The following is a 12,240-nucleotide window of genomic DNA, read 5'->3' as shown; positions in this document are numbered from 1 at the left end:
GAAGTGCCCTTTGCCTCATAACGTGGCAAGAAAGAAGATTATTTTGCCAAATAGATGAGTCAGCACACTAATATTAAAGATAAAAAAGGAACAAAAAACATGGAATTAACAAATGAAAAAGTTTTAGGAAAACAAAGTAAACTTGTTAGAAGTATAGCATCTGTTATAATGATAGTGCTTATGACAGCCACTGCGGAGTTATTAAATGAAAAGGAAATTATTTTCCCAGAGATTGCGGCGTTAGTAATCGGTGCGTGGTTTGTAGATCGTCAACCATGGAGAGTGAATCGAATTAAACTTGTTATATTAATGTCATTATCAGCAATAGTAGGGATTAGTATCGTACGCTTTGTACCTTTGCCGATGTTTTGGCAAGTAGCGATTGGTTTTGCATTTGCAGGGGTATCACTTACGGTGTCTAAAACCACACTGGTACCCATGATATCAGCTTGTATATACCGATTTATCTAAGAACTACAACAATAATTTATCCGATTTCAGTTTTTGCAATGGTGTTAATTATTACTTTAGTACAAAAATTATTTGAGACTGGTAATTATATCGAGCAGGTATCATATCAACCAGTGGATATGAGTTTTAGGGAAGGACTATTCTATTATGGTAAACGTATTCTTGTATTTCTTATACTTGCTTGGTGGCCAATACATAAAGGTCAGTTGTACGTAATAGCACCCCCTTTAATCGTTACGTTCATAGAGTTTACCAACGTGAAAGCTAAATTGAGGGTTCAATATACAAAAATAATAGTAATAGTTGGAATTGCGGCTGTTATTGGGACAATATCAAGATTGTATCTATATGAATCACAAGGTGTATCATTAACAGTATGTACACTACTAATTGTAATCTCAATGTTATTGTTCTTCTCATTCTATAACATCTCTTTTCCACCCGCAGGAGCGATAGGTATGTTACCGTTAATTCTGAAACTGGAAGGGTTGATCTATTATCCTATATTAGTAGTGTTAGGTTGTCTTATTCTTGTGGCAGCTGCAATGATATGTTTTCGAGAAGAAATTAAAGTTTAACATCACACGTCTGTTTCAATAAAATGAACCGTCGAAGTTTCCCAGTATTTTTTATAAACTCGGTTATTCTTTCCGTCGAAGTTTAGTTGGTACATACGAAAGGTAACTAGAATATCTTTGGGTTGCCACTGTTCTTCGTAGGAGTATTGATAATACATACCAACCTGTTTCATTACACCACCGCTGCGCAGGTTTTTGATATCATGAGTGGCGGTAATATAAGGGAAACCATCATGTTTCAACTGCTCAATAACAGCTTTCACTGCTTCACTTACAATCCCTAGGTGCCAAAATTCTTTACGTAGCCCATATCCCAAATCATGGTTGTCATCCATGCTTACATGAACATACCCAATTGGCACATTATCATTCTTTAAACAGATAGCATACTTATAGCCATTCGGTTGTTTGTATGCTTTTGCATACTTTTCTTCATAGAATTCCTTTGCTTCAACTAATGATTGCAAAGGAAACCATGGTAAATAGGTATTTACTTCTTCATCTTTGTAAATAGCAAATAAAGCTTCTATGTCTTTATCAGTAAATTTTCTTAAAATTAATCTTTCTGTTGACAGTAAAGGTGTATTTTCATTTATTAAATGCATTGTTGTTTTCCTTTCGTGGTTCTATTCATGGGTTAATTAATGAAATCCATCAGCTTTAAAATCCTAGTTTATCGCTACGGTGGATTGCAGTAGTAACCGTATATTCTGTTTTTTCGACAAGCAAATTATACTATACAATTAGATTGAAATCTATGCCATTTTCGATCCTTTACAACGGATATTGGTTAAATAGTTCCACGCCGGCAAATACATGATATAAATTATTGATATCATTTAGAATATGTAGTAGATTTTATTTATTATACTAGTTATAATATAGGACGTGACTAAAGATGTTGTGTAATAAATTTAAGAAATACTGATATTTTGATAGAGGTAAGGGTGAAACGATGGAGGGTAATGAAGGCTTAGATGCCGCAGCTTTAGCTGGAAGGATTTTATTACAGAATGGTGCTGAGATTTTTCGTGTAGAGGAGACGATTGAGCGAATAGCAAAATCATATGGATTGGAAGGGAATAGTTCGTTTGTACTAAGTAGTGGAATATTCATTACGGAGGAAAAGGATGATAAGCATTTCTATGCCAATGTGAAGCATATTCCTCTAAGTACGGCACATCTGGATAAAGTTGCAGCAGTAAACCAGCTGTCTAGAGAAATAGAAACGGGAAAATACACGCCGGGAGAGGCAATAGAAGAGCTACATAAAATACAAAACATGCCTGAGAACCCTAAAGTAGCGCAGGTTATTGCAGCGGGTGTTGGTAGTGGATGTTTTGCATATCTCTTTGGAGGTTCGATATTTGATAGTCTTACAGCATTCCTAGTAGGAGGTTTGTTGTGGGTGTTTCTTGGCATTATGTCAAGGAGAAAGAAGCGAATGACAAAGATTATGTTAAATCTAAGTGGTGGCATGTTTTCAACAACGCTATCGATTCTGGCATACCGATTGGGAATGGGGGACAACCTAAATCATATTATAATAGGTTCTATTATTCCGCTTGTTCCGGGTGTGGCATTTACGAATGCTATACGAGATATATCTAATGAAGACTATATTAGTGGGATTGTTCGATTAGTGGATGCGTTATTAATAGCATTCTGCATTGCTTTAGGGGTTGGAATTGTAATTACTGTATATCATAAAGTTATGGGGGGAATCGGATGATAGGACAATTTATAGCCGCTACATTTGGCACGATTGCATTTTCCTTACTATTTAGTGTTCCTAAGAGATATTACCCATGGTGCGGATTGGTTGGAGGGACAGGCTGGCTTTTTTATTTGATTTTTTCAAAATATGCTGGAATTGTGATATCTTGTTTTATAGCAACTTGTGTAGTTGTTTATTTAAGTAGGCATTTGGCAACAAGGATGAGCTGTCCAGTAACGATATTTTTGTTATCTGGAATATTCCCTCTTGTGCCAGGCGCAGGAATTTATTGGACGGCATACTATACTATTATGGAACAATATAGTCTTGCAACAGCGAAAGGATTTGAGACATTCAAGATTGGGGTTGCTATTGTTCTTGGAATTACATTTGTATTCGAGTTACCGCAAGAATTCTTCAAGCGAAGGACTACAAAGAGAGATCAAGTATAATATAATAAAAATAGGTTGAGACAACAGTGATGGGAGGTTTAGAAGATGGAGGTTGGAATGAACAAAGAGGAAGCATACCAACTGCTTGAGAATAATGTTATTGATACGATTCATGAATGGCAAGTGAAATTAGGCTATACAGAGGAAATGATACGAATCTATTATAATAGAGATTCGTTAGAACATCTTGTGAAGTTATCGCTACCTACTATATTAGAAGCGAAAGAGTTTCTAATAGCATGGCGTGAAACGGTTCAGGACCATCTGGGTAAGGTGCATCTAAGCAATAATGAGGAGAGATTTTGCATCGGTATACCAGCAGAAGGAACGAAGTATGTTCATGAGCAGAAGAAAGGAAGTACCTTTTTGCTTAATTTAATGGAAGTGTTGAAAGAACCTACCTGTTCAATTGAACAAATCCTAGAAGTATTCAAGAAGAGGTCGCCAAACGTTATTTGTGAGAAAGCGGTAGATGAAGAATTTGATTATGTAATCTACTATGAGAATGATGTATTAGATTCTTTTCGATACTGTTTTAGCTTAGGCGAGATGGGAGCGTTTTATCATAGATTTTCAGAGTATGATTATCAAACTGTACGCTAGAAAATTACAAATTGACGTATGAATTAGAAGTCAATTTATTTAATCATTAATGATATACGGGTTCTGATTCTATTACTCTATAATGAAGGTATCAGGACCCATTAGGTTTAGCTTATAATAATAGGAATTACGAAGGAGGAGTTAAAATGGTTTTTTCTAAAAAGACAAAATCTTGTTGCGAAATGGTAGGGTTATTGGAGTATGTAGATGAGGCATTAGCAGGAAAAGAAGTAACTTTGCCAAGGAGTGATCATCCCGTACATAAGAAGGTTATTGAACGTTTTGACCAATTATTAGTCAATGAAAGGAGAATGTCACAAGCAGCGAAAGGTGTACTTGAAGTAGCAGCTACATTAAGTAGTTTCGATGTAGGAATGACACATATCTCAAATCAATTGATGGATTTTGCGAAAGATCTGGAAGCTCTTAGTGCTTCAAATCTTGCGATTGTCGAAGAAACTACAGCAACAATGAATCAGGTTACAGATACAATAGATCAAACAACAGTGACACTTGAGAATCTATCGAATGATTCAAAGAATCTGTCGACTAAGAACAGCGAAAGTAGAGAACTTCTTGTAGAAGTTGAATCATTAAAGGAAGAAGTAGTTACTGATACAAAAGAGATGAATGACAAGATTGAACAGTTAGTTGAACTAGCTGTTGCCGTTGGTAAAATTGTTGATAGTGTACAAGGCATCGCTAACCAGACAAATCTTCTAGCATTAAATGCAGCGATTGAAGCAGCAAGAGCTGGAGAACATGGTAAGGGATTTGCTGTTGTGGCAGAAGAAGTTCGTAATCTTGCTGACAATACGAAAGATAACTTAGAAGGTATGAGAGGTTTCGTGTCAAGTATTCATACAGCAGCAGAAGAAGGAAAAGCTAGTATGGAGCGCGCTTTAACTTCAACAAGTCAGATGAGTGAGAAGATAGATGCGGTATCACAAACAATAGGAAGTAACATACAAGTATTAGAAGATGTTATAGAAAACGTCGATACCGTGTATACTTCTATGCAGGGAATTAAAGTTGCAGCTACAGAGATTAATATAGCAATGGAGAGTTCAAGCGATGATGCACAACAATTAAGCGAGATGACTAAGAGTATTCATAAAGATGCTGTTGAAAGTGTTACTTTTGCAAAGGGCATCTCAAAAATAGATGATCAATTAACGGAAATCGTTTCTTCCTTGTATGAAGGGTTACGTTCTGGAAAACATGCGGTAACAAATGATGAGCTTAGAACTGCTATTGAAAAAGCCATGAAAGCACATAAAGATTGGCTTGCGAATATGAGTATAATCGTTGAGAATATGAAAGTGCTACCTATTCAGACAAACTCTAACAAATGTGCTTTCGGACATTTCTATCATGCAATTCATATCGATCATCCTGCAATCATTGATGATTGGAGAGAAGTGGACAAACTGCACAAAGAATTCCACGCAATGGGAGACACGATTCTTGGTTACGTTAGGGCCCATGATGAAAGTAAGGCAAAACAACAGTATGAGCAAACAATTGCATTGTCAGAGAAATTATTAGCGTTACTTGAAAAAATCGTAGCAACAATTGATTCAATGACAGCAAAACAGATTAGAATATTCAAATAGAAAGTTGAGAAGTATGGAAAGTATAGAAAAAAAGATCCCATTCACATGTCCAAGTTGTAAATCGGAACATATGGTAACTTGTTATGAACAATTAGGCCCTAATAAGAAAGAGGAAGTTATGAGTGCCTCTTTTTTACAATGGGACTGTGAAAGTTGTGGTCATAAAGTTAAGTTAGTCTACCCAACGTATTACTGTAACATAGAGAAGGAATTCGTGGTGTTTTTGCGCCCAAATGCTAGTGATGTAAGTTGCATCACAGAAGATGAGAAGGAAATGTTCAAAGATTTTACGATGAGATTATGCAAAACAGCAGACACTTTCGTAGAGAAAGTACGTGTATTTGAAGCAAATCTGAACGACCGAGCGATCGAATTACTAAAATTAATAACATTTGCAAAGATACATGTAGAGAATGATACGATTCAAGATATCTTTTTCTATCGTAGAAGTGAGCATGGAAGCTTGGAATTCACATTAATGTACAAAGAAGATATTGACGGAATAGATATTGACCAAGCAATGTATCAGAATGTATTAAATATCGTGACAGATGAATTACCACCACTTGAGGAGGATGTGTATTGTATTGATTTGAATTGGGCAGGGGCTCAGGTTGTATAAGTCTCCTGTTCTTTGAAAGGAGTATTATTATAATATGAGAGAAGTTAAATTCAAGATGGAGAGAGAGAATCTTGTAAAAGCTGGTGATAAGGTTGAAATCTTAGAGAAGAAATCGTTTCACTATTACTATATCATAGAACCGGCAGTTGCTATGTCGGGCTGTATTGGACCAGGAGAACGTATTAAATCAAAGTTTGGGATTGTGAAAGAAATAGAAAAAACAGATCGAGGGTATTATGTTATCGTAGAATTCGATGAATAAATTCGAACATTTATTATACATTAAACATACTTTTATGTGACTCTTTTGAGAACTATTTGACAGGTAGGCGTTGCATATACTATTATAGTATTAAGTTTATGTAAGTGCTTACATTTTAGAAAGAAAAGAGGAAAGAGAAGTATGGATAAGGTTTTGCAAGACAACATATTTAAGTATATTGATGAGTTACTAGAGAAGAGTACACCAGAAAAACCAATTTGGAATATTGAAAAGATTCTAGAAGGAAAACCAGCTGATTGGAATTATATTGACGGTTGCATGATTAAAGCGATTCTTGAGATGTATGCAATCACTGGGGAGAAGAAATACTTCAAATTCGCAGATGAGTTCATTGACTATCGTGTTAGAGAAGATGGAAGTATTGATGGGTACTCGGTAGAAGAACTAAACATTGACAATGTAAATGCAGGAAAGACATTATTTGAATTATATGATTTAACAGGTAAAGAAAAATACAGAAAAGCAATTGACTTGGTTTATAGTCAGATTGAAAAGATGCCTCGTACCAGTGAAGGCAACTTCTGGCATAAGAACATCTACCCAAATCAAGTTTGGTTAGATGGGTTATATATGGGACAACCCTTCTATATGGAATATGAAACTAGATTTAATGAGAAGAAGAATTATGATGATATCTATAACCAGTTCTTTCAGGTAGTTAAGAACATGCGAGATGAAAGAACGGGTTTATACTTCCATGCCTATGATTCTTCTAGAGAGATGTTTTGGTGTGATAAGGTGACTGGATTATCTTCAAATTATTGGTTACGTGCACTTGGTTGGTATGCGATGGCATTACTTGATACACTGGATAAAGCAGATCCATCTGCAAGTGAGCCATACGAGAAGATGAAAAAGATCTTCGTGGATTTAATGGATTCCATGTTACGTTACCAAGACGAAAGTGGTATGTGGTATCAAGTTGTTAATCTTGGTGGTATGAAACATAACTATCTTGAAACCAGTGGCAGTTCCATTATGGCATATGCTTTATTAAAAGGGGTAAGATTAGGCTTCCTACCAGAATCATATACAGCATATGGTATGAAAGCCTTTAATGGTGTTTGTGATAAGTATCTTAATATCGAAGAAGGAAACCTGCACCTTGGAGGAATCTGTTTAGTAGCGGGTCTAGGTGGAGCTGGAAATCGTCCAGGTACATATGATTATTACATGTCAGAACCAATCGTTAAGGATGATGCCAAAGGAGTAGGACCATTCCTACTTGCTTATACGGAGATGTTATGTTTAGATAAATAATTGATAAGTGAAAAGTTGCTGTTACAATAGTTAACCGTTTGCTGAGTTTATAATCAGTTAACTTTGTATCAGCAACTTTTTGCTAGTCTTCCCAAAGAGAATTCAATTTTTCTTGGATTCGGATACTTCTGGCATTCGTTTCATCTTCGTTAATTGTATAAGTATTATCAATATATTGAATACAATCGCCTTCTTTTGCCTCCTTTGGTAAGTGAAAGCGAGGAATGGTAATGAAACTACCATTCTCTTGTTCACACACAGCAAAAGAACCTTCAAAACGATCTATGATATATGTCATTATAAACTCCTTTCTAAGGTCAACTACGTAATCGACTTAACTAGCTGGTTTGCATATCTTGCAAGGTTCATAGCCTGCATTTTTTGCTTTCTCAACTGTAGTTTTTGTTTTGGTATTCTTAAGGTAACTACATTCTGATTTATGATACTTATTACCAGAATCCGTAATATAAACGACATTTGATTTATTACTAGTGGCATCATCTTTGTTTGAATCTGAAGTGTTAGCGTTACTTAGATCGGTAGCTTTCGCACTGAAAGTGATTTTGCTACCAGTACTCGTCGCTATAATCGTTCCATTTTCATCCGTACGATAGGTTTTAATATTGTTTTTCTTTAATAAACTAAGGGTTGAGTCACTAGGGTGACCATATGAGTTATCGCCAACACTGATTACGGCATAAGTAGGTGTAACGGCTTTTAATAAATCAGCGGTAGTACTTGTTTTGCTACCATGATGTCCACAAAGAAGAACATCAGAATCAAGTGTCTGTCTGCTTGCTAGTATATCTGCTATAGCTTCGGTTTCCGAATCGCCAATGAATAGAAAACTGTTATCTCCATTTACTAATCGTAGGCCGATGGAATAATTATTTAGGTTCGAACCATAATCCATAGAGTTAGGTGCGAATATAGTGAACTTTGCATTTCCAATCGTATAGGAATCACCCACAACAGGTTTTGTTATCTTAAGGTTCTTCTTAGCAATGGTATCTAGCAAAGTTTCAAATACTTTCGTATTATTTGTTTTTGGTGACATGATAATCTTACCAATGGAAAATGTATTAACAACTTCAGAAGCAGCACCAATGTGATCTGCATGAGGGTGGGTTAAGATAAAATAATCTAGTTTCTCAACTTTGTGTTCTTTCAGATAATTAACAATGGTGTCCTTATCATCAACATCTCCTGCATCGATTAGCATATAATGACCCTCCGATTCAATTAAAATCGAGTCAGATTCTCCCGTGTCGATGTAATGAACTTTCATAGCATTAGAAGGATTAGTTGCATCTGTACTGTTGGTTTCGAGTGAACAACCTCCTAGGAAGAAAACTAAGAATACAGCTAATACTAGATATAGACGTTTTTGTATTTTCATGTGTAACTCCTTTGTAGATAAATCTTTTGTAATATATATATGATATAAATCATCTATAGAAAAGGATATCATATAAAACCTTTCAATGGAAGAGTGCTTTCTACTTATATTATCAGATGAAACAGTTATATAGTATCATAGTATCAAATAGTAAAGTAGTGTACAATATAGATAAGCGAGGGCTAGCGGGAAAGGAAGGATGAAGGAAGCCTATGAAACCATATGTGTTAATTACAGGTGCATCAAGTGGGATTGGCTACGAGTTTGCAAAGCGTTTTTTAAGTGAAGGGTACCCAGTTATACTGGTATCTTCTAATGATGAAAAGCTAAGTCGTGTATGTACTGAGTTAAAAGACAATCTATTAAATTGTGAAAAAAAAGCTAATAACAGTAAAGTTAATAATAGTAAAGCTAATAACAGTGAAAAAGCTAATAGCGAAAAAGCTAGTTATCCTAATGTTAATGAGCAGACTGCGTGTAACAAGGTCGATTCAAGTTCCGAGAAGATTATTAAGATTGTTCAGGATCTTAGCAAAATTGGAGCAGCAAAAGAGCTGTATCAGAAGGTACAAGCTATGAATATAGAAGTTGGTATACTTATTAATAATGCTGGAATTGGATATGCAGGAGAATTTATTCGAAGTGAGAGAAAGCTACAAGAGGAAATTATGATACTTAATATGAATAATCTCGTTTTGTTAACACACTGTTTTGCAAAGGCCATGGTGAGCAGCAAATCTGGAAAAATCCTGAATGTTGCATCAAATGGAGCGTTCCAACCAGGACCATATATAGGAACTTATTATGCAACCAAATCTTTTGTATTGAATTTTTCTCAAGCGTTGCGAGTAGAGGTTAAAAGATATGGGGTTACAGTTAGTACCTTGTGTCCGGGAGCAACGGTTTCCGATTTTGCAAGGCGTGCGGGAAAGCAACAGCTAAAACTATCCATGTCAGCAGAAGAGGTTGCAGATGCTGGTTTTCGTGGACTGATGAAGGGAAAGAATGTTATACTTCCAGGTATTCATAATAAAGCTGCACTTATAGTTCCTAGAAGAATCCGTTCCTTGTTGATTGGTAGAATGTATGGTAGTAATTGATGGTAAGTCATCATCAAGGCAGAAGTTGGCCTACGTCGTGTGAGGATTAATTGAAAAGTAGATAATTATTAAAAAGATACTTGACAAAGTTTCTCAATAAGTGTATGATAATATCAGTAATGATTACTATTATTGATTAATATTAATATTAATATTTATCTTAATATAATGTGAAAATAAGGAGAGAATAAAATGAAAAAATTTGTATGTCAAATCTGTGGTTATGTTCATGAAGGAGATTCTGCACCAGAAAAATGTCCAATCTGTCAAGCAGGAGCGGATAAGTTTACAGAACAAGCAGGTGAAATGACTTGGGCTGCTGAACACGTGGTTGGAGTTGCTCAAGGTGTTAGCGAAGATATTCTTAAAGATTTAAGAGATAACTTCACTGGAGAATGTACTGAAGTTGGTATGTACCTTGCAATGGCTCGTGTAGCACATAGAGAAGGATATCCTGAAATCGGTTTATATTATGAAAAAGCTGCATATGAAGAAGCAGACCATGCTTCAAGATTTGCTGAATTATTAGGTGAAGTTGTAACTGATAGCACTAAGAAGAATCTTGAATTAAGAGTAGCTGCTGAAAATGGTGCTACTGCTGGTAAATTCGATCTTGCAAAACGTGCGAAAGCTGCTAACCTTGATGCAATCCATGACACAGTTCATGAAATGGCTAGAGACGAAGCAAGACATGGTAAAGCATTCGAGGGACTTCTTAAGAGATACTTCGGCTAATCAGAAATACAGTAAAATCAATACTATCAAGTATTTTAGGGTGTGTTGGAGGAATCCGACATACCCTTTCTTGTGCGCCCAGCATGGGCGTAATCTTAAGGGTTAAAGTCCCTAACACGTCCTAGTAGTGGAAAGTGTATAGCCTAAGACAAGGGTGTCCATCGTGAGGTGGAATCTGAAGGAAGTCCGTGGGCAAATCTCTGGTTCGACGAACAGAAATCATATACAAGGCATACTTTTGTGGGTAAGGCTGCAAGACAAGTCAAAGCCCAATAGCTACTCGAAGACAAAAGGTGTAAATATGGCGGATAGATGGAGAGGAAGATTGCGTTCTTACCTGGGGAGACCTTAGGGATAAGTTGTGGAAATGAACTTTGAAACAACAACCCATACAGTGATGTATGGCCGAACTCTAAGGGGTCAGCAGAGGTCATAGTACCAAGGGTAACATGTGACCATTGGGAAGGACTGAACAATAGATTTGGAAAAGTACTTTGATACGGTTAATCATGATAAATTAATCGGATTGATTTATAAAGAAGTAAAGGATATACGTGTAATCGGATTGATAAGAAAGTATCTAAATGCAGGAGTAATGGAAAAAGGACTAACTACTGTTACTACAGAGGGAGTACCACAAGGCGGAAATCTGTCACCACTACTTAGCAACATTATGTTACATGAACTAGATATTGAACTGGAAAGACGAGGATTGAGATTCTGCCGTTACGCAGATGATAGTAATGTATACGTAAAATCAAGAAAGTCCGCTGAACGAGTTATGAAAAGTATCACAAAGTTTATTGAGGAGGACTTAAAGCTTAAAGTTAATAAAGAAAAGAGCAAGGTAGACCGACCATGGAAACTAAAATATCTAGGATACACCTTTTATACAAAAAAAGGTGAAATGGGAATAAGAGTTCATCCGATGTCAATCAAGAAATTAAAGGGGAAACTTAAGAACCTCACAGGAAGAAGTAATGCAATGAGCATGGAATTTAGAGCTATGAAACTAAGACAACTAATGGTTGGATGGGTAAGTTACTTTAAACTTGCAGATATGAGAAGTAGCTTAAAAAAACTTGATGAATGGTTAAGGAGACGTATAAGACTTTGCTACTGGAAACAGTGGAAAAAGATTAAAACGAAACACGATAACCTAGTAAAGTTAGGTGCGATGAATTGGATAGCATGGGAACATGCGAACACAAGAAAAGGCTACTGGAGAATCTCCAATAGCCCAATTCTAGCAACAACTCTTACGAACAAATACCTTAGAGAAGAAGGATTTATAACATTAACTGAAAGATATTTACAAGTAAGGTAATTCTATTGAACCGCCGTGTACCGAACGGTACACACGGTGGTGTGAGAGGACGAATAATCAATTAATGATTATTCTCC

Annotated in this window: 15 protein-coding genes; 12 read left to right on the top strand and 3 right to left on the bottom strand. The window is 36.0% G+C overall.

Going from position 1 to position 12,240, the window contains the following annotated elements:
- The first annotated feature begins 99 nt into the window (after positions 1-99).
- On the top strand, positions 100-471 hold the full coding sequence (locus BUB90_RS23030) for a hypothetical protein (RefSeq protein WP_139241683.1): 372 nt from the start codon (positions 100-102) through the stop codon (positions 469-471).
- Positions 450-1,049, top strand: coding sequence for an HPP family protein (locus BUB90_RS23025; RefSeq protein ID WP_084139041.1), 600 nt, complete (start codon positions 450-452; stop codon positions 1,047-1,049). Before BUB90_RS23030 ends, BUB90_RS23025 begins: the two co-directional genes overlap by 22 nt.
- Before the next feature lie 2 nt (positions 1,050-1,051).
- Here the strand turns inward: BUB90_RS23025 and BUB90_RS02705 are convergent, their stop codons facing one another.
- Complete coding sequence (locus BUB90_RS02705) at positions 1,052-1,654, bottom strand: GNAT family N-acetyltransferase (protein ID WP_073282454.1); 603 nt, start codon at positions 1,652-1,654, stop codon at positions 1,052-1,054.
- A gap of 350 nt (positions 1,655-2,004) precedes the next feature.
- Between BUB90_RS02705 and BUB90_RS02700 the strand changes: the two genes are divergently transcribed.
- The 7 genes from BUB90_RS02700 (at position 2,005) to BUB90_RS02670 (ending at position 7,602) form a co-directional block, all read left to right on the top strand.
- Positions 2,005-2,781, top strand: a complete 777-nt coding sequence (locus BUB90_RS02700) for a threonine/serine exporter family protein (RefSeq protein ID WP_073282452.1) — start codon at positions 2,005-2,007, stop codon at positions 2,779-2,781.
- Positions 2,778-3,218, top strand: a complete 441-nt coding sequence (locus tag BUB90_RS02695; protein WP_073282450.1) for a threonine/serine exporter family protein — start codon at positions 2,778-2,780, stop codon at positions 3,216-3,218. Before BUB90_RS02700 ends, BUB90_RS02695 begins: the two co-directional genes overlap by 4 nt.
- Before the next feature lie 45 nt (positions 3,219-3,263).
- Positions 3,264-3,821: a DUF3877 family protein gene (locus BUB90_RS02690; protein ID WP_073282447.1), complete on the top strand. Its 558-nt coding sequence runs from the start codon at positions 3,264-3,266 to the stop codon at positions 3,819-3,821.
- A 146-nt stretch (positions 3,822-3,967) separates the two neighbouring features.
- Positions 3,968-5,437: a methyl-accepting chemotaxis protein gene (locus tag BUB90_RS02685; protein WP_073282445.1), complete on the top strand. Its 1,470-nt coding sequence runs from the start codon at positions 3,968-3,970 to the stop codon at positions 5,435-5,437.
- A gap of 13 nt (positions 5,438-5,450) precedes the next feature.
- Entirely contained in the window at positions 5,451-6,059 is a 609-nt protein-coding gene (locus BUB90_RS02680; protein ID WP_073282443.1) for a CpXC domain-containing protein, read from the top strand.
- Between the two features lie 34 nt (positions 6,060-6,093).
- A complete protein-coding gene (locus BUB90_RS02675) occupies positions 6,094-6,321 on the top strand; it encodes a hypothetical protein (RefSeq protein ID WP_073282441.1) in 228 nt (75 codons plus the stop codon).
- Between the two features lie 141 nt (positions 6,322-6,462).
- Entirely contained in the window at positions 6,463-7,602 is a 1,140-nt protein-coding gene (locus BUB90_RS02670) for a glycoside hydrolase family 88/105 protein (RefSeq protein ID WP_073282439.1), read from the top strand.
- An 82-nt stretch (positions 7,603-7,684) separates the two neighbouring features.
- On the opposite strand, the gene BUB90_RS02665 is transcribed toward BUB90_RS02670, so the two are convergent.
- The gene (locus BUB90_RS02665) at positions 7,685-7,900 is read right to left on the bottom strand and encodes a DUF3006 domain-containing protein (RefSeq protein WP_073282437.1); all 216 of its coding nucleotides are present in this window, start codon (positions 7,898-7,900) and stop codon (positions 7,685-7,687) included.
- Between the two features lie 36 nt (positions 7,901-7,936).
- Complete coding sequence (locus tag BUB90_RS02660) at positions 7,937-9,001, bottom strand: ComEC/Rec2 family competence protein (RefSeq protein ID WP_170865425.1); 1,065 nt, start codon at positions 8,999-9,001, stop codon at positions 7,937-7,939.
- A 212-nt stretch (positions 9,002-9,213) separates the two neighbouring features.
- Here BUB90_RS02660 and BUB90_RS02655 point away from each other — a divergent pair, with 212 nt between their 5' ends.
- From BUB90_RS02655 to BUB90_RS02640, 3 genes are all read left to right on the top strand, one after another.
- Positions 9,214-10,101, top strand: a complete 888-nt coding sequence (locus tag BUB90_RS02655; protein ID WP_073282433.1) for an SDR family NAD(P)-dependent oxidoreductase — start codon at positions 9,214-9,216, stop codon at positions 10,099-10,101.
- Between the two features lie 192 nt (positions 10,102-10,293).
- On the top strand, positions 10,294-10,836 hold the full coding sequence (locus BUB90_RS02650; RefSeq protein WP_073282431.1) for an NADH peroxidase: 543 nt from the start codon (positions 10,294-10,296) through the stop codon (positions 10,834-10,836).
- Positions 10,837-11,317: 481 nt separating this feature from the next.
- Positions 11,318-12,163, top strand: a complete 846-nt coding sequence (locus BUB90_RS02640) for a reverse transcriptase domain-containing protein (protein ID WP_242952464.1) — start codon at positions 11,318-11,320, stop codon at positions 12,161-12,163.
- Positions 12,164-12,240: the final 77 nt, after the last annotated feature.

The sequence above is a fragment of the Anaerosporobacter mobilis DSM 15930 genome, assembly GCF_900142955.1.
In the GTDB taxonomy this organism is placed as follows: domain Bacteria; phylum Bacillota; class Clostridia; order Lachnospirales; family Lachnospiraceae; genus Anaerosporobacter; species Anaerosporobacter mobilis.
Note: the sequence above shows the minus strand (reverse complement) of the source record. Positions and strands in the feature narration are given on the sequence as shown.